The organism is Polaromonas sp., assembly GCF_029945925.1.
GTDB lineage: Bacteria > Pseudomonadota > Gammaproteobacteria > Burkholderiales > Burkholderiaceae_C > Polaromonas.
Map to the genome: position 1 here is coordinate 1 of NZ_JAQSDN010000056.1, position 17,543 is coordinate 17,543.

Below are 17,543 nucleotides of genomic sequence, written 5' to 3' on the forward strand. Positions count from 1 at the left end.
CAAACCTCGGGCAGGCAATCTCGCCTCACACACAGAAATTCAGACACCCCCCAAGTAAAACCACCTGTCGAATCTCGCTTTCCCCCTATGCGGTCTAAATCCTTATTTCGGCCGTTGCAGCGAGGTGTCGCTCTAGGGGCAAGTCGACAGAATCGGCAAATAGCCGCTATTGGCTGATTTTAGCCAGTCACGCGGCCTACCTTATTGCCCGTTTTTTGCACCGCATAGGTGACAATCATGCTCCCGCCGAATGAGCCACGTCGAGCTCTGTTGTCCCTTGATATGCAGCAAGTGGCGAAATCAGCACCTTCCATGACCCAAGCGAGTCAGGCCTTTTGTAGGGCAGGTAGTTCTCACCGAACCAGCCCGCTATGGAATGCGTGTTACTGGCATCAATCCGTACTTTGGGTAGCCAGATTGGAAGCAATTGAATGATGACGTGGCCAACCAGCGTGTCTACCAATTCGGTCCTTCCGTCACGCAGTTTTGACTCCAGTGCGGCCCAAACAGCATAGGTGCCTGGTTCACTTGCTAAGAAATGGCGCCGTCCTGGGATGAGAACTTCGTGGTTGTTGGCTTCGACTAATCCTTCCAGAACTGCAACTGCTCGCTTGCGAATTCGCTCAGTCTTGCAAAGAATTACAACCCGGCGAAACACCGTGCCGTCGTTCAGTACACGTCCAATGGCACTTACCTCGGCGGCAAGGGAGGCTTCCCGGTCGTTTCCTCGCTTACTGAGGTCTGCTTCCAAGACGGTCGTACCATCATTTTCCAGACAAATAGCGTCAGGTCGGAGCTGAATAGTGCCGGCTCGTTTGCCTTGTTGTGTCGTAACCTTGAGCAAGCCCTGCACTGTGGTGTCGCCCGGATTCACGCCTTTGCTTAACAGTTTCAGAAACTCCTGCTCAGTCTGAGCTTGCATACCCCGCGCCTCACAGCAAAGTATCCAGAATTGCCCCCAAAGACGGTGCTCCGGATTGGTCATGTCGCTTACTCGGCGGACCGAGGAGGACGCGTCATATCCTGCATCTTCAAGCCAATCTACGCCACACTGAGTCAGACCATAAATTGTCTGGAATCTAGAATTTATAGCGGCGAAATAGTCCCGTCTTGACCATACCCTTGTGCTACACCGACGTTCTAAAAACGGTGACAGAATCAAGTACTTAGCGGCGATGGTCAGTAGTCCCGTCCACTCCGCCAGTATTGAAGGGTTTGCTGCTATGAAAATAGAAGCAAACCCTTTTTGCTTTGGGCTTCCCTTCGTGCAAGTGCTTCAGGCACTGACAGCCGCCGCGCGAAACGTGGGACGACGCCGTGACAACACCGTCTGCTTCATGACGGCGCATCATCCGGCGACGCTACAAGCACCTCCACGCTCAGTTTTTCGAGTTCGTCCCTGATGTCCTGGTCTATGCCTGCATCGGTGATGATGCGCGTTACTTTGTCCAGATGGGCAATCCGGAAGATGGCCTGGGAGTGGAACTTCGACGAATCCACCATCACGGTGACAGTCTGCGCCGCGTCGATGAAGGCCCGGTTCATGGCGGCCTCCTCTGGCGAAAGCATGGCGATACCCCCCGAAGGCGAGATGCCGTTGACGCCAAGAAAAGCGGCACGAACCGAGATGTCGTCAAAGGTGCCGGGCGCAGGACGGCAAACGGTCGCCATTTTCTTGAAGTCAACGGTGCCCGGCAAAAGATAGACGGAAGCGTTCCGGCTTCTGGCGAACTCCATGGCGACCGTCAATCCGTTGGTCACGACATGCAGGTTTTGATGACCGCGCAGGGCCTCGGCCAAATGCCGTGAGGTTGTCCCCGCGTTGACCAGAATGCAGTCGCCGTCAGAAACATGCTGTGCGGCAAGCTCGGCGATCGCGCGTTTTTCCCGGACATTTTCCCGCTCGCGTTCCGCGTAGCTGATGCTTTCGTACCGGGCCCAACCCTCGGCAATGACCTCGCCGGAAACGGCGCCACCACGGGTTCGCTCAACCAGCCCCCGTTCATGGAGTTCGATCAGGTCGCGTCGGATCGTGATGGGCGAGGTCTGAAACCTGTCCGCCAGCGTGTTGACTTCGACCACCCCACCGCTTTGCAGCAGGGCAATGATTTCCTTGTGGCGAGCGGCTTTGAGCATGCGGGATCCAGGGTGAAAGATTTTGGGTATTAGAAACCAGAAACAAACAACAAAGAACATTTTTCATCCATGAAAAATGCCGTCTGAGTCATGAAATTGACATTTTGTGTTCGTAATATCCAAGTTATGAACACAAACGCTCAGTTTCGAGCAATCATTTTCGACGTCGATGGCACCCTGTTTGATACCCTGCCATCGCTTGCTGCGGCTGCCAACAGTGTGCTGGTGCAGGCTGGCCTTCACGAGGTCGCCACACCGCTTCTGCGCGCGGCACTCAACGAAGGGTTGAGGGCTATGTTCCGCCAGTCCATTGCCCTTCAGGCGTCTCCGGTGGAGCCGGGATTGGCGCGCCAGCTTGAGGAGGAGTACCTGGACCAGTACATGCAGCGATGGCTGCCGGCAGCCCCTCTCTTTGACCACGTGCACGAGGCCTTGCGGGCGCTCAAGGCGCTGGACATGAAGCTGGGCATCTGTACCAACCGGGACCGGGTCTCGACGGACGTGTTGTTGACGCAGGCCGGTATTGCCGGCCTTTTCGCCATCGTCGTGGGGATGGGCGATGCACCACGCCCCAAGCCCGCCGCAGACCCTCTGCTCATGGTTCTCGAGCGTATGGGGATACCGGCCGCGGCGGCCCTGCTGGTGGGCGACTCCTACATGGACGCCTCTTGCGCCCGCCTGTCGCAGGTTGGCTTCGCCGCCCATCTCGGGGGGTATGCAGTGCACCCCGGTGACCTGTTACCCAACATGACGAGTTTCAGCGACTACAACGAGTTCACAAGCTGGGTGCTCGGTCGCCAATCAGCCAACAAGGAGGCGTGCCATGCCTGACATTCATATTTCCGGACTCACCAAGCAATTCGGCAACACCAAGGTCATCAAGGGGCTGGACCTGACCGTCAGGGATGGCGAGTTCCTGACGCTGCTGGGTTCGTCTGGCTGCGGCAAGTCCACCTTGCTTAAATTGATTGCCGGGCTGGACCAGCCCGATTCAGGGTCGATCCGCTTGGGCGAACGCGACCTGCTGGCCTTGTCGCCCAGTCAGCGCGACTGTGCCATGGTGTTCCAGTCGTACGCGCTGTATCCCCACATGACGGTCGGCGGCAACGTCTGCACGCCCTTGCTGATGCGGGGCCTCGGTTTCTGGGGGCGGCTGCCGGGTGCGGGATTGTTTTCGGCCAACACACGCCGCATCAAGGCCGAAGCGCAGGCGAATGCCCGCAAGGTGGCGCAGAGCCTCGGCATTGATGGGCTGTGGGAACGCAAGCCCGCGCAACTGTCCGGCGGTCAACGTCAGCGCGTGGCCCTCGCACGCGCCATGGTGCGCAGGCCGGCGGTTTTCCTTTTTGACGAACCGCTGTCCAACCTCGACGCCAACCTGCGCCAGACACTTCGCGGGGAAATCCGTCAGCTTCATGACCAGTTGGGCGTGACCTTCATCTATGTCACCCACGACCAGCATGAAGCCATGTCCATGTCGGACCGTGTCGCGGTGATGCGGGAAGGGCGCATTCTGCAGCTCGGAACACCCGAGGAAATCTATACACGGCCCGCCAACCTCGACGTTGCCCGCTTCGTGGGCGCGCCGCGCATCAACCTGCTCGACGGCGAAGTCAAAGCCCATGGTGTCGTGTGGGCGCAAGGCCGGCTGGTCGGTCATTCCCATGGCAAGGCCGGCCCCTGTCGCATTGCGTTCAGACCCCAGGCCGGGACGCTGGAGGCCGTGGACGGCCTGGAAGTTGAAGGCACCCTGGTGAATGTGGAATACACCGGCGCCGAACTGATTGCATCGCTCCAGGTGGATGGCATCGAAGACGCCTGCGTATTCTGTTTCCCCGCCAACAGCCCGGCGATCCGGGTGGGCCAGGCGCTTCGGGTTTCGGTGCCCTTTGGCGAAATCCATCTGTTCGATGCCGATGGCCAGCGCCGGCCGTTTGAAGCCCTCCCGCCTGCCATGAGCAAAGCCGCCTGAGGCAGGACCATGCGAGTCATTCCGCTCCACACCGCCCTGTTGCTCACGCCAGCGACGGTCCTCATCATGATGCTGCTTGTGGTGCCCGTCGCCATCGTGGCGGTCATGTCCCTGACCAACTGGCAATTCGGCGCCGCGACCCTGGATTGGGTCGGGCTGGCGAACTACCGCGAGCTGGTGGCCGACCCGGTCTTTCAGAAATCAATTTCCAACACACTCACGTATCTGGTCGTGGTGACATTGGGCTCGATCACCATCGGCCTGGGGGCGGCCCTGTTGATTGAATCGGACACCCAACTCCGTACCTTCTACAGAACGGCATTTTTCATGCCGGTGGCCTCCACCCTGATCGCCATGGCGGTTGTCTGGCAGTTTCTGCTGCACCCCAGCGTGGGCCTGGTCAACCAGGCGCTTGGATTGCTGGGCATGGAGCCACGCAACTGGCTCAACGACGGTCGGTCCGCGCTTTACTCGCTCGCTGCGATTGGCATCTGGCAGATGTCCGGACTGGCCCTTGTCCTGTTTCTGGCAGGGCTCAAGAGCATTCCCCAGGACATCCGCGACGCCGGTGCGCTGGACGGCATCGAACATCCCCTGGACCGCTTCCGGCGCATCACCTGGCCGCTGCTGGGTCCCACCACGCTTTTTGTCGTCACCGTCTGCGCCATCCGGGCCCTGCAGGTGTTCGACACCGTGCATGTGCTGACCAAGGGCGGCCCCAACAAGGCCACCGAGGTTTTGCTCCACACCATCTATTCGGAAGGCTTCAGTTTTCTCCGCATGGGTTATGCCAGTGCGATGACGGTGGTGTTCATTGCAGGCATCTTCTTTCTCACCCAGCTGCAGCACCTGGCCATGGAACGAAAGACCCACTACTGATGAAGCATCCATCCATCCTTTTTCGCAGCTTTCGCCATCTGGTGTTGATGACCGGTGCCGCCATCTTCCTTGCCCCGTTCATCTGGATGGTGTTGACCTCCCTCAAACCAGCCGACGAGATTTTCACGAGGGAATTTTCCCTGTTGCCAAGCAGGCTGGCATTGGTTGAAAACTACACGCAGGCGCTGACCAAGGTGCCCCTGCTGCGATATCTCTGGAACGGCGTTGTTGTCTGCGCGGCCATTCTGGTCCTGCAGATCGTGGTGGCGCTGCCGGCGGCTTACGCCTTTGCCAAGCTCGACTTCCGGGGCAAGACCTGGGCCTGGCGCCTGGTGCTGCTGGCGCTGATGATTCCCCATCAGGCCACGGCCATTCCCGTCTACGTGATGCTGCATCACCTGGGCCTGCTCAACACCCTGTCGGCCCTGATTGTGCCGTTCATCATCTCGGCTTTTGGCATCTTCCTGATGCGGCAATTCTTTCGCACGGTGCCCGACGACCTGATTCACGCCGCGCGCCTGGACGGCATGAGCGAACTGGAACTCGTCTGGCGGGTGATGCTGCCGACCGCGATTCCGGCCCTGTTTGCCTTCTCCATTTTTTCCGTGGTGTGGCACTGGAACGACTATTTCTGGCCACTGCTGGTCATCGCCTCGCCCGAGCTCGCCACGCCACCACTCGGAACCATGTTTTTCCGCAACGAAGAGGCTGGCACCAATTACGGCCCCCTGATGGCTGGCACGGTGCTGATCACCGCGCCGCTGGTTTTGTTTTTTATCGCAGCGCAAAAGCGCTTTATTGAAGGTGTGACGCTCACCGGCGTCAAAGCTTAGTTCATCCCTCCAGGAGTAAACCCCATGAAACGTGTTTTTCTGAAATCCATCGCCGCCGCCGTGCTATTGACCTGTGGTTTGGCGCAAGCCCAGCAGCCGGTTGAAATCGTGGTCGACTATTCCATTCCGCAGCTCTTCAAGGAAGTCCACGAGAAAATTGCCCAGGACTTCATGGCGAAATTCCCGCAGTACAAGGTCACTTTCCGCGCCCCGAGCCCGGGCTACGAGGAGGCCACCCAGCAGTCCCTGCGCCAGGCGGTCACCAACCAGCTGGCAGACGTGTCCTACCAGGGGCTGAACCGCCAGCGCATCTTCGCGGATCGCGGCATCGCCGTCGACATGACGCCCTTCATCAAGGCGGAAAAAGACTGGTCCCAGATGGGTTACGACCAGGCGCTGCTCTCGCTGGGCCAGGTCAACGGCAAGCAGGTCGGCATCGGCTTTGCGCTGTCCACGCCCATCGTCTATTTCAACGCCGACCTGATTCGCAAGGCCGGCGGCAACATTGACCAGTTCCCCGCCACCTGGGACGGCATCTTCGAGCTGGGCCGCAAGGCCAAAGCCAGCGGCTCCGGCACGCACGGGTTTCATTTTGACTGGGACATCACCGGCAACTGGATGTGGCAGGCGCTGGTGTTTTCGAACGGCGGCACGATGCTGAGCGTTGACGAGAAGAAGGTGGCTTTCGACGGCGCGCCCGGCAAGACAGCCATCCAGACCCTGGCGAAGATGGTCAACGAGGGGACCATGCGTGATGTGTCGACGGCCACCTCGCGGCAGGACTTCGTGTCCGGCAATCTTGCCATCTGGTCGCACTCCACGTCCAACCTGGGCAGCGTGATGAAGGAGGTCGGCAACCGGTTCGAGGTGCGTACTGCGCGCTTCCCGATCCAGGCAGGTGTCGGGCGTCTGCCTGCTGGTGGCAACGTGGCAATGATTTTTGCCAAGGACCCGGTCAAGCAGAAAGCCGCGTGGGAATACATCAAATTCGCCACGGGCCCCCTGGGTGCCACGTCGATGGTGAAGGCAACGGGCTATTTCCCCGCCAACCTGATTCCCGCCAACGACCCCACCATGCTCAAGCCGTTTTATGAGAAAAACCCGAACTACCTCACGGCCGTCAAGCAACTTCCCGTCCTGACGGGTTGGTACGCTTTCCCTGGCGAAAACGGGCTCAAGATCACGGACGTCATCAAGGACCGCCTGCAGACCGTGGTGTCGAAAGCGGCCCAACCCGAGGCCGCACTGGTCGACATGAGCAAAGCTGTGCAAGCCTTGTTGCCACGCTGATCAGGAGCTGTTGTGCTGAAGTTCATTCACATCACCGATACCCACCTCGTCGAGCAGGGACATGCCCTGTATGGGCTGGATCCCGCCAAACGACTGGCGCGTTGCCTGGACAGTGTCATCCAGGACCATGCCGACGCCAAGCTGTGCGTGGTCACGGGCGACCTGGCGCATGTGGGCCATCGGGACGCCTACCGCCAGTTGTCCGAGCAGTTGGCCCGGCTGCCGATGCCTGTTCTGCCCATCCTGGGCAACCATGACAACCGCGCCAATTTCCGGGAATTTTTTCCGCAGGTACAGACCGATACGAACGGTTTTGTCCAGTATGAGGCGCCCATCGGCGAGTACCGCGGCATCTTCCTGGACACGAACGAACCCGGTGTGAGCCATGGCGTGTTGTGCGAGAAACGCGCCCAATGGCTGGCCGACCGGCTGGCGGAGGATGACCGGCCGGTGTTGCTGTTCATGCACCACCCGGCGTTTCCCCTGGGCATTCCCTCCATGGACCGCATTGCCTTGCTGGAGACCGGGCCTTTTCAGGCGGCGCTGCAAGGGCATACCCAGCGGATCAGGCATTTGTTCTTCGGCCACATTCATCGGCCCATCTTCGGCAGCTGGCGTGGCATCCCGTTTTCGACCATGCGTGGCACCAATCACCAGGTGGCCTTGAGGCTGGATGAAACAACGAATATTCCCGGTAGCCATGAACCGCCGCAGTACAGCGTGGTCCTGCTCCAGGAGGAGTCCGTGACGGTCCACGTGCACGATTTCCTGGACAGAAGCGATCGGTTCTGGCTGGGCGAATAAGCCCCTGAAATTTCATGCGGCCGTGAGCTGGCACAGACATTAGCGCCCGGTCAGCGCCCCGTCGGGCAGTAGCTGTTTTTCGGTTCTTCGCCGCGCAGGTACTGCAATTCCTCTTCCTCGGTCGCCTTGCGCACCGTCGCCAGTTTGGCGCGGTCGCCGTACAGGTCTTTCAGGGTGTCCGTCATTTTCTGGAATGGATCGTCCTTGGGACCGAAGGCCTTGAACCAGCGGCGCGCACGGCCTTCGTAGTGGAAGTCCACGACCCAGAGGACGGATGGCTTGAAAAATTCCATGCAAATATGTGCTCCGGTGGAGATGACCGGCCGTGGATGCGGTGGTCTCTCGGCTTGGTAATTAACCATTGTAGGCAGGTGCCAGTGACCTTGTTGCACGGGATGGCCAACGCTTTTCATGCCGCCGGGAGCAGGGCGCCTGCGGACGCGGTAACCTTCGTCAGGTAGTGGCCGGAAATAGACACAGCCGAGCCGATCTTTTCGCCGAACCGTCCACCAGGGAGAAAAAAATGAACCGGGATTTTGTGATGCGTCTGCTCCACGAGCGGATGGACCAGGCGGACCTGTCCGAGGGGCGGGTGTTTGACATGGGCACGCTGGCCGAGGTGCTGATCAACGAGCTGGCCGAGAGTTGGGAACAGATTCCCGAACGCACCCGCGCCATCATGATGGGCGCTGCCTTTGACCTGGTGGTACAGAACCTGAAGCTGCAGGAGGCCGACATCGAGGCGGCGCTGGTGATTGAAGGCCTGAAGAGGAAATAGCTCGCAGGCCAGGCCGTTCAGCCTTCGCGCAGTTGCTTGTCGAGAGCCCTCTTGTCGGCATGCCGGGTGGCCGAGCGCGACTTGCGGTGCGCACCCGCCTTGCGTTTCGCCGCCGGCACGACCAGCGGGTTGCGCGGCCGGGTGGCCTTGAGCTTGATCTTGGTTTTGCGTGCGGAACTCATCGCCCGATTTTAAGCAGTCCGGTGGACAGCGCCGTGCCGCAGACGATAACCACGGCGCACACGAGCATCCAGAGCGTGACGGCCTCGCCAAGAAACAGCACGCCGTAAAACACGGCAAACACCGGCACCACAAACGTCACGGCCAGCGCGCGCGCCGGTCCGGCCGATGCAATCAGCCGGAAGTACAGGATGTAGGCAATGCCGGTGCACAGCACGCCAACCACCAGCAGGGCCAGCCAGGCGCTGCTGCCGGGCATCTTTGCCGGCCACAGCCACAGCGCCGGCAGCGCCAGGCCCACGGTGGCGCCGGTCTGGCTGCCCGCGGCGGTGACCAGCGGCGGCAGCCCGGTCAGGTAACGCTTGGTGTAGCTGGCCGACAGCGCGTAACAGATGCAGGCCAGCAGGCAGGCCAGCACGGCCCAGCCCGGCGCCACGCCCGAGGCGTCGGGTTTGAAGGTGGCCTTGTCCCAGGCCAGCATGGCGACCCCGGCAAAACCGACCACCAGGCCCAGCAGGCGCGAGTGGTTGGGCTTGTCCTTGAGCCAGAGCCAGGCCACCAGCGCGCCGAACATCGGCACGGTGGCATTGAGAATCGCCGACAACCCGGTCGTGATCGACAGCAGCGCAAACGAAAAGCAGACAAACGGAATGCCGGAATTGAACATGCCGATCAGGAACACATGGCGCCAGTTTTTCACCAGGGTGGCGCCGAGACCGCGCAGCAGCACCAGCGGCAGCAAAAAGACCGCGGCAATCGCGACGCGTACGGCGGCGGTGGGCAGCGGGCCGAACTCGACCGTGCCTATGCGCATGAACAGGAAGGACGAGCCCCAGATGGCGGCCAGCAGCACGAAGTCGATGGCCCAGTGTTTGGTGTGGGCGCCGGCGGCTGCGCTTGCAGATGTTGAACTCACAGCCGGAGCTCCTGAAGAACGCCTTCGAGCTTGAGCAGGGCTGTTTTGCGGTCCAGCCCGCCGGCGTAGCCGGTCAGCGCGCCGTTGGCACCCATCACGCGGTGGCAGGGCACGATGATGCTGACCGGGTTGCGCCCCACGGCGGCACCCACGGCGCGCACGGCAGCCGGCTTGCCGATGCGCCGGCCCACTTCGCCGTAGCTGGCAGTGCCGCCCTGGGGAATGTCCAGCAGCGCCTGCCAGACCGATTGCTGGAAAGCGGTGCCATGCGCCAGGTCCAGTGGCACATCGAACTCCGTGCGCCGGCCGGCGAAGTATTCGCCGAGCTGGCGCATGACTTCTTTCAGCACCGGATGCTCCGGGTCGCTGGGCCACGTGGCCGTGCGCCGCGAAGCGACAAGCGTGGCGGGTTCTTCTTCATCAGCCGGGGCCGCGGAACCGGCTTTGCCGGGCCGCAGGCGCAGCGCCCCCTCGGGGGGCAGCGAGGGCACGTCAGTGCCGAGCGTGGGGGCCAACAATTCAGGTGGGAGATGGCGCTGGCCTTCAAACCAGAGCCCGGCCAAGCCCTTGGGGGTGGCCGCGATGATGATGGTTCCGAGCGGACTCTGGAAACGTGTCTGGACGATGGAGGTGTCAAATTTCATGGTGATCTCCTTGAAGTGTCTCTCATTGGCGCAAGCGCCGGCGGGGCGTTGCTGCATGTGTCAGGTGGTTTATATGCCTTTTGTGCCGCCAGCCCTTGCTGCGCGGGCGCCATCAGCTATCAATTGAGGAGCATCCGGCGATGGGCCAGCCTGCATCGCGCCGCTCCAGGCCCGGATCACGGCGTAACTTCGCCACGGTTTCCAGGCCATGGATGCCAGCTCAGCTTCCTTCGCCGGGTTCTTCAGCCCCTGCACACCAAGCGCCTTGTGCAGGGCCACGTCGCCGGCCGGAAAGGCGTCGGGCCAGCGCAGTGCCCGCATCGCGATGTACTGCGCCGTCCAGTCGCCAATGCCGGGCAGGGCTTTCAGCGCGGCGATGGTGGCATTGACGTCGGCGCCGCCGTGCAGCTGCAGGCGCTTGTCGGCCACGGCCTGGGCAATGCCGACGATGGCGGTCTGCCGCTGTTTGACAATGCCGAGCTGGCCCAGCGCGTCGCCGCTGGCACGCGCCAGCACCGCCGCGGCAGGAAAAAGCCGCGTCAGCGCAGGCCAGGGGGTCTCCATCGGCTCGCCGAACTTGTCCACCATGCGTTGCGCCAATGTGCGCGCGGCCGCCACCGTGATCTGCTGGCCCAGCACCGCGCGCACCGCGAGTTCATAACCGTCCATCGCGCCGGGCACGCGCAGGCCGTCGCCGCCCGGAAAAGAGGCGTGCAGCACGCTGTTGATGGCCTGCGGGTCGGCATCAAGGTCCAGCATGGCGCGCAGCCGTCGTATCACCAGCGGCAGCACCTCGCGCAGCGAGTCGCTGATGCGCAGCGCGACGTGGCAGCGGCTTTCGTCGAAGCTGGCGTGAATCCAGCCGGCATGCACCTTGCCGCCGACTTCAACACGAAAAGTGCGTCCCATCTCCATGTTGCCTACGCTGTCAGCTACAAATTCGATAGCGTTGATCTGGCGCTTTTTGAAGAAACCCGTCATCGCGGCCACGTCATACGGCGGGCGGTAACCGAGCCTGACGGTGATGCCGGTGTCCGGTGAGGTGGCGCCCTGGCGCCGCATCTGTGTCGGGTTCAGGCCGTAGTGGCCGACAAAGGCCGCGTTGAAGCGCCGCACACTGGCGAAGCCGCTGATCAGCGCAATCTGCGTGACGGGCAGGGCGGTGTCGGCCAGCAGTTGTTTGGCCGTCAGCAGCCGGCGGGTCTGCAGGTACTGCATGGGCGACACGCCGAATTGCATCTCGAAAATCCGCCGCACGTGGCGGTCGCTGATGCCGAGTTTCGCGGCCAGGCCTGCCACTGTGGGCTCGGTGTCGTGCGGCGAAGTGCCGCCCCGACCGAGCGTGGAGGCTGCCTCTTCACCAGCCGGGGCCGCGGAACCGGCTTCGCCGGGCCGCAGGCGCAGCGCCCCTTTTCCTCGTGCAAGGGGCAGTGCACCGCCGTAGGCACGCGAAGCGACAAACGTGGGGGCCCAAGCTTCGGGCTCGTCGAGCAGGCGGGCCGCCTGGTGCGCCAGGATGTAAGAGGCGTCCTGGATAGACCAGACCACCGAGTGCGGCGCCAGTTCGGGCCGGCAGCGCAGGCAGGGCCGGAAGCCGGCGTTTTCGGCCTGGGCGGCATGGCCGAAAAAGCGGCAGTTCTCGCGTTTGGGCGTCTTGACGCTGCAGACCGGCCGGCAGTAAATGCCGGTGGAGGTCACCCCTGTAAAAAAGCGGCCGTCAAAGCGGGCGTCCCGGGCTTTGAGCGCGAGGTAACAGGCGTCGTCGGCGAGAGGGGTGGCTTGCGGGTTCATGGGCTTGATGATACGTGGCGGGCGGGTTTTGACTGGCCGTTTCCGGACATCTCCCGCGCGCCCCCGGCGCCTACAATCGACGCTGTTTTGCAACCCCAGGAGTGCCCACCCCATGCAGCTTGACGCATCCATTTTCAAGGCCTACGACATCCGCGGCGTGGTGCCCTCCACCGTCAACGAACCGGTTGCCGAGGCCCTGGGCCGGGCTTTCGGCAGCATCGCCTTGGCCCAGGGGGAACAGACGGTGGCGGTGGGGCGCGACGGGCGCCTCAGCGGGCCGGCCCTGAGCGCGGCGCTGATGCGCGGCCTGGCGGCCAGCGGCGTCGATGTCATCGATATCGGCATGGCCACAACGCCCATGCTGTATTTCGCGGCCAGCACGCTGGCCAGCTCCGGCATCCAGATCACCGGCAGCCACAACCCCAAGGACTACAACGGCTTCAAGATGGTGCTGGCCGGCCGCGCGATTTACGGCGAGGACATTCAGGCCCTGCGCCGCAGCATGGAGGCCGAAGGCTGGGCCGCGCCGGCCCGCGCGGGGCAAATCACCCAGGTCAATGTGCTCGCGGCCTACCGCGACCGCATCGTGGCAGACATCAAGCTGACGCGGCCGATGAAAATCGTCATCGACTCCGGCAACGGCATTGCCGGGGCGTCGGCACCCGGCATCTTCCGCGCGCTGGGCTGCGAGGTGACCGAGCTGTTCAGCGAGGTCGACGGCACCTTCCCGAACCACCACCCGGACCCGAGCAAGCCGGAAAACCTCAAGGACCTGATCACCGCGCTGCAGGCCGGCGACGCCGAGCTGGGCCTGGCCTTTGACGGCGACGGCGACCGGCTCGGCATCGTCACGCGTGACGGCAACAACATCTACCCGGACCGCCAGATGATGCTGTTTGCGCGCGATGTGCTGTCGCGCGCGCCGGGCGGCGCCATCGTGTTCGACGTGAAGTGTTCGCAGCGCCTGGCCCCCGAGATCGAGGCCGCCGGCGGCGTGCCCATGATGTACCGCACCGGCCATTCGCTGATCAAGGCGAAGATGAAGGAAGTCAATTCGCCGCTGGGCGGCGAGATGAGCGGCCACATCTTTTTCAAGGAGCGCTGGTACGGCTTTGACGACGGCACCTACGCCGGCGCCCGCCTGCTGGAAATCGTCAGCCGCGCGCCCGACGCCGGCGCCCAGCTCAATGCCCTGCCCACCAGCTTCAGCACGCCCGAACTCAACGTGGCCTGCCGCGAGGGCGAGCCGCACACCGTGGTGGAGGCGCTGGTGTCCCTGGCCATGGAGGCGATGCGCGATGCCGGCCCGTCGCCGGCCGGTCCCGACCCCTCGGGCGGCAGCGCCCTGCGCGAAGCCATCAACGCGGGCGCGAAGATTTCGACGATAGACGGCGTGCGTATCGACTGGGCCGACGGCTTCGGCCTGATTCGCGCCTCCAACACCACGCCGGTGCTGGTGCTGCGTTTTGAAGGCCGCACACCGGAAGCGCTGGCGCGCATCCAGGCCGACATGCTGGGCCTGCTGCGCAGCGTCAAGCCCGATGCCAGTTTTGCGGCCGCAGCGCACTAGATGTTGCCCCCACGCTCGTCAGCCTCTTCCGCTCGTCCTGAGCCGCCTGTCCTGAGCTTCGCCGAAGGGGTCGAAGGATGTGAAGGGGCTACCCTTTCAGCAGGGGCCGCGGAACCGGCTTTGCCGGGCCGCAGGCGCAGCGCCCCCTCGGGGGGCAGCGCAGTACGCGCAGCGACAAGCGTGGGGGCAAAAATCCTCTTGGTCAAGCTGTCATCGCTCGGCGACGTGGTGCACACGCTGCCGGTGGTGCAGGACATCCTGGCGGCGCGGCCCGGTGCGCAGATCGACTGGGTGGTGGAACAGGCGTTTGCGCCTTTGTTGTCCCCGCTGCTGGCGAGTGGCCATGTGCAGCATGTCATCACTTGCGCGCTGCGCCGCTGGCGCAAGGCGCCGCTGGCGGCGGCCACGCGGGCCGAGTGGTGCGCTTTCAAGAAACAGCTGCAGGCCGTGCCCTACGACGCGGTGATCGACCTGCAAGGCCTGACCAAATCCGCCGTGGTGGCGCGCCTGGCCCGGCTGGCGCCGGGCGGCAAGCGTTACGCGCTGGCCAACCAGACCGAGGGCTCGGCCTACGAAGCGCCGACGCGCTGGGTCGCTGACGTGGCGATTACCATGGAGCCGCACATTCACGCCATGCAGCGCGGACGCGAGCTGTGCGCGCGCGCCCTGGGCTACACCTTGCCGTCGGTTCCGGATTTTGGGCTAAAAGTGCCTCCAGCCCTTATGGAACGTGCGCAGAATGCTCCTGAAATAATAGCGTTCGTGCACGGCACCTCGCGCGCCGACAAGCAGTGGCCGATGGAAAACTGGATCACGCTTGGCCGGCAGTTCATGGCGCAGGGTTACCGCATTGCCCTGCCGCACGGCAGTGCCGACGAACTCGCGACGAGTCAGGCCATCGCTGCGGGCTTGAACGCCGGGAGCGCGGAAGATCAGGCCATCGTGTGGCCCCGCCTTCAGCTCGACGCGCTGACGCAGCACCTCGCGCAGTGCGCCGGCGTCATCGGCGTGGATAGCGGCCTGAGCCACATCGCCGTTGCGCTCGACCTGCCGCATGTGCAGATCTACAACTTCGACACGGCCTGGCGCACCGGGCCACTGTCTGGTTCAGCCGATTCGGCCGGGCCGGGCCTTCAGCGCCAGCTCAGCGTCTTTGCCCAGCCCACACCGTCGGTGCAGGCGGTCTGGGACGCCTGGCTCAGTTGCCAGCCGCTCCCGACGCAGGTGTCTGAATGGGCGCCGCTTCCCTGATGATCCGCCAGCTCTATTCGCTGTTCATGTGGGCGGCCCAGCCTTTTTTGCGGCGCAAGTTGCGCAGGCGCGGCCTGGCCGAGCCGGGTTACCTCGACGCCGTCGAGGAACGCTTCGGCCATTACACGCAAGCTGCTGAAAGCACCTCCGACCTGGTGTGGGTGCACGCCGTGTCGCTGGGCGAAACCCGCACCGCCGGCATTTTGCTGGCGGCCCTGCGCGCGCAGTGGCCCGGGCTGCGCATCCTGCTGACCCACGGCACGGCCACCGGCCGGGCCGAAGGCGCGGGCCTGCTGCGCGCGGGCGACGTGCAGGTCTGGCAGCCCTGGGACAGCCAGGCCGCCGTGGAACGGTTTTTCACGCACTTCCGGCCGCGCCTGGGCCTGCTGCTGGAAACCGAAGTCTGGCCCAACACGGTGGCTGGCGCGCAGGCGCGCGGCGTGCCGCTGGTGCTGGTCAACGCGCGGCTGTCCGACAAGTCGTTGCAACAGGCGCTGCGCATCGCGCGGCTGTCGCGGCCGGCCTATGCGGCGCTGGCGGCGGTGTACGCACAGAGCGACAACGACGCTGAACGCCTGCGCGCGCTCGGTGCGCCCGTGCAGGGCGTGTTCGGCAACCTCAAGTTCGACGCCGCCCCCGACGCAGCGCAGCAGGCGCTGGGCCGGCAATGGCGCCAGGCGCTGGGCCGCCCGGTGCTGATGCTGGCCAGCTCGCGCGAAGGCGAGGAAGACGATTTCTTGAAGCAAATAACGGCCCTGGCCCTTTCCACACGGGCGCCACCAGCTCCTGAAAAGAGAGCAGATGGCGAGCCGGTGCCGGCCGCCGCCGACTTCCAGATCCTGATCGTGCCGCGCCACCCGCAGCGGTTTGACGAGGTGCAGGCGCTGGTTGAAAAGAACGGCCTGACGGTGTCGCGCCGGTCCGGCTGGAACGGCGCACCGCCGGCCGCCGCCGATGTCTGGCTCGGCGACTCGCTGGGCGAGATGGCGCTGTATTACGCCATGAGCGACGTGGCCCTGCTGGGCGGCAGCTTCGCACCGTTGGGCGGGCAAAACCTGATCGAGGCCGCCGCCTGCGGCTGCCCCGTCATCATGGGCCCGCACACCTTCAACTTTGCCGAGGCCGCCGAACTCGCCGAAGCCGCCGGTGCCGCGCGCCGCGTTTCAGACATGGCCGAAGCCGTGCGCGCAGCCCGCGCCATGCTGAGCCGACCCAGCGCACAGCAAGCCGCCGCGGCCGCCGGCCGGCAGTTTTCGGCACAACACCGCGGCGCCGCCGCCAACACGGTGCAGGCACTGGCGCACTTCCTGGACGAGCCGACGCGTTAAGGTGTGTCAGCGACGACGCCCGTTCCACCACCGTTCGCCCTGAGCTTGTCGAAGGGCTTGGCCCGAACGGCGGCGTGGCGCCGGTCCTGGAAATATCAACACCCCACCTGAAAGGCTGAACCCATGGCCGAGCCGCTCGTCAACCAGTACGGCGCCGACGTGCCCAAAGCCAGCCGTCTGCCATCCTTCCAGAAGAACCCGGCGCCGGTCCTGGCCCTGCTGGAGCTGCTCAAGGACGACCCCGCGCTGTATGTGCGCCGCTCGGTCGCCAACAACCTCAACGACATCGGCAAGGACCATTCGGCCGTGCTGGCGCAGACGGCGAAGCAGTGGCTCAAAGGTGCCAGCGAAGAGCGCCGCTAGATCGTCCAGCACGCGCTGCGTTCAGCCGTCAAGCGCGGCGAGGCTGGTGCGCTGGAGGTGCTGGGCTTCGGCAAAAGCGCCAAGGTCGAAGTGTCAAACGCGCACATCACGCCCGCGCGTGTGCCCATGGGCGAGAAGGTCAACATCGCGTTTGACGTTTCCAACACCAGCGGAAAAACACAGGACGTGCTGGTGGACTTCTGTATCCACTACGTCAAGGCCAGCGGAAAAACCAGCGCCAAGGTGTTCAAGCTCAAGGTGCTGAAACTTGCACCGAAAGAAACGGTGCGATTGAGCAAGACGGTATCCACCGCGGAGATGACCACGCGCAAACACCATGCGGGCTGCATCGGGTGGAAGTGCTGCTGAATGGGCAGGCGAGGGCGCTGGGGGTGCTTGCTTTGATGCCTGTCGCGACGAAATAAATACTCGGCAGGGGTGTCGGAACTTTCGTATCTCGTGTGTGTCATGGCTACTCAGCATCTAGAGTAATTGGTCTGACTATCGATAAATGTAGTTGTCGATAGTGAGACATCTAAAGCTGGAGTCGGCTATCAACAAAAACAGCCGACATATCACCGGAGTTAGTCCACGCGCGCTCCTCTATTTGTAGGAGGCCGTGCGCGCTGAGTGCATATAAACTGCAAAAAATCTTAGGAGGTGATATGGCTGATTACTACGTAAATCGTCAAGTCCAAGCAAATGGGGATCATGAGGTCCACGATAGAGCGACGTGCCCGCCGCAATTTTTTCCGTGAGCCTGTCAGAAATTTTGTGTGTGAGGCATAACATGTCACGAAGGAACATG

General features: G+C 63.2%; 19 protein-coding genes. 12 read left to right on the top strand and 7 right to left on the bottom strand.

Annotation, left to right across the window (positions count from 1 at the left end):
* Nucleotides 1-235: 235 nt before the first annotated feature.
* Both PSV40_RS19310 and PSV40_RS19315 read right to left on the bottom strand, forming a co-directional pair.
* Nucleotides 236-922 carry a DNA-binding protein gene (locus PSV40_RS19310; protein WP_300540937.1) on the bottom strand — a complete coding sequence of 229 codons (687 nt, stop codon included), beginning with the start codon at nt 920-922 and terminating at the stop codon, nt 236-238.
* 413 nt (nt 923-1,335) lie between these two features.
* Complete coding sequence (locus PSV40_RS19315; RefSeq protein WP_300540939.1) at nt 1,336-2,196, bottom strand: DeoR/GlpR family DNA-binding transcription regulator; 861 nt, start codon at nt 2,194-2,196, stop codon at nt 1,336-1,338.
* A 66-nt stretch (nt 2,197-2,262) separates the two neighbouring features.
* Here PSV40_RS19315 and PSV40_RS19320 point away from each other — a divergent pair, with 66 nt between their 5' ends.
* Genes PSV40_RS19320 through PSV40_RS19345 form a run of 6 tightly spaced genes read left to right on the top strand, consistent with a single transcriptional unit; the run spans nt 2,263 to nt 7,914 of the window.
* Nucleotides 2,263-2,967, top strand: a complete 705-nt coding sequence (locus PSV40_RS19320; protein ID WP_300540941.1) for an HAD family hydrolase — start codon at nt 2,263-2,265, stop codon at nt 2,965-2,967.
* Nucleotides 2,960-4,108, top strand: a complete 1,149-nt coding sequence (locus PSV40_RS19325; protein WP_300540943.1) for an ABC transporter ATP-binding protein — start codon at nt 2,960-2,962, stop codon at nt 4,106-4,108. Before PSV40_RS19320 ends, PSV40_RS19325 begins: the two co-directional genes overlap by 8 nt.
* Nucleotides 4,109-4,117: 9 nt before the next feature.
* Entirely contained in the window at nt 4,118-4,987 is an 870-nt protein-coding gene (locus PSV40_RS19330) for a sugar ABC transporter permease (protein WP_300540945.1), read from the top strand.
* Nucleotides 4,987-5,820 carry a carbohydrate ABC transporter permease gene (locus PSV40_RS19335; RefSeq protein WP_300540947.1) on the top strand — a complete coding sequence of 278 codons (834 nt, stop codon included), beginning with the start codon at nt 4,987-4,989 and terminating at the stop codon, nt 5,818-5,820. Before PSV40_RS19330 ends, PSV40_RS19335 begins: the two co-directional genes overlap by 1 nt.
* 24 nt (nt 5,821-5,844) lie before the next feature.
* Nucleotides 5,845-7,110, top strand: coding sequence for an ABC transporter substrate-binding protein (locus PSV40_RS19340; protein WP_300540948.1), 1,266 nt, complete (start codon nt 5,845-5,847; stop codon nt 7,108-7,110).
* A gap of 12 nt (nt 7,111-7,122) precedes the next feature.
* Nucleotides 7,123-7,914 (top strand): phosphodiesterase, encoded by a 792-nt coding sequence (locus PSV40_RS19345; protein ID WP_300540950.1) that lies wholly within the window; start codon nt 7,123-7,125, stop codon nt 7,912-7,914.
* 50 nt (nt 7,915-7,964) lie between these two features.
* Here PSV40_RS19345 and PSV40_RS19350 read toward each other — a convergent pair whose 3' ends face one another.
* Entirely contained in the window at nt 7,965-8,207 is a 243-nt protein-coding gene (locus PSV40_RS19350; RefSeq protein WP_300540952.1) for a hypothetical protein, read from the bottom strand.
* A gap of 230 nt (nt 8,208-8,437) precedes the next feature.
* Between PSV40_RS19350 and PSV40_RS19355 the strand changes: the two genes are divergently transcribed.
* A complete protein-coding gene (locus tag PSV40_RS19355; RefSeq protein WP_300540954.1) occupies nt 8,438-8,692 on the top strand; it encodes a hypothetical protein in 255 nt (84 codons plus the stop codon).
* Nucleotides 8,693-8,709: 17 nt separating this feature from the next.
* Here the strand turns inward: PSV40_RS19355 and PSV40_RS19360 are convergent, their stop codons facing one another.
* The 4 genes from PSV40_RS19360 to PSV40_RS19375 all read right to left on the bottom strand — a co-directional run bounded on the left by PSV40_RS19360 (nt 8,710) and on the right by PSV40_RS19375 (nt 12,223).
* Entirely contained in the window at nt 8,710-8,874 is a 165-nt protein-coding gene (locus tag PSV40_RS19360; RefSeq protein WP_300540956.1) for a hypothetical protein, read from the bottom strand.
* Complete coding sequence (locus PSV40_RS19365; RefSeq protein WP_300540958.1) at nt 8,871-9,788, bottom strand: DMT family transporter; 918 nt, start codon at nt 9,786-9,788, stop codon at nt 8,871-8,873. The genes PSV40_RS19360 and PSV40_RS19365 overlap by 4 nt, the downstream gene beginning before the upstream one ends.
* A complete protein-coding gene (locus PSV40_RS19370) occupies nt 9,785-10,432 on the bottom strand; it encodes a methylated-DNA--[protein]-cysteine S-methyltransferase (RefSeq protein ID WP_300540960.1) in 648 nt (215 codons plus the stop codon). Before PSV40_RS19370 ends, PSV40_RS19365 begins: the two co-directional genes overlap by 4 nt.
* A 69-nt stretch (nt 10,433-10,501) precedes the next feature.
* Entirely contained in the window at nt 10,502-12,223 is a 1,722-nt protein-coding gene (locus PSV40_RS19375) for an AlkA N-terminal domain-containing protein (RefSeq protein ID WP_300540962.1), read from the bottom strand.
* A gap of 112 nt (nt 12,224-12,335) precedes the next feature.
* On the opposite strand from PSV40_RS19375, the gene PSV40_RS19380 reads away from it, so the two are divergent.
* The 5 genes from PSV40_RS19380 (at nt 12,336) to PSV40_RS19400 (ending at nt 17,104) form a co-directional block, all read left to right on the top strand.
* On the top strand, nt 12,336-13,793 hold the full coding sequence (locus tag PSV40_RS19380) for a phosphomannomutase/phosphoglucomutase (RefSeq protein WP_300540964.1): 1,458 nt from the start codon (nt 12,336-12,338) through the stop codon (nt 13,791-13,793).
* A 198-nt stretch (nt 13,794-13,991) separates the two neighbouring features.
* Nucleotides 13,992-15,044 carry a lipopolysaccharide heptosyltransferase I gene (gene waaC, locus PSV40_RS19385; RefSeq protein WP_300540966.1) on the top strand — a complete coding sequence of 351 codons (1,053 nt, stop codon included), beginning with the start codon at nt 13,992-13,994 and terminating at the stop codon, nt 15,042-15,044.
* Complete coding sequence (locus PSV40_RS19390) at nt 15,026-16,372, top strand: 3-deoxy-D-manno-octulosonic acid transferase (protein WP_300540968.1); 1,347 nt, start codon at nt 15,026-15,028, stop codon at nt 16,370-16,372. The genes waaC and PSV40_RS19390 overlap by 19 nt, the downstream gene beginning before the upstream one ends.
* Before the next feature lie 123 nt (nt 16,373-16,495).
* On the top strand, nt 16,496-16,735 hold the full coding sequence (locus tag PSV40_RS19395) for a hypothetical protein (protein WP_300540970.1): 240 nt from the start codon (nt 16,496-16,498) through the stop codon (nt 16,733-16,735).
* A gap of 57 nt (nt 16,736-16,792) precedes the next feature.
* On the top strand, nt 16,793-17,104 hold the full coding sequence (locus tag PSV40_RS19400) for a hypothetical protein (protein ID WP_300540972.1): 312 nt from the start codon (nt 16,793-16,795) through the stop codon (nt 17,102-17,104).
* The last annotated feature ends 439 nt before the right edge of the window (nt 17,105-17,543 follow it).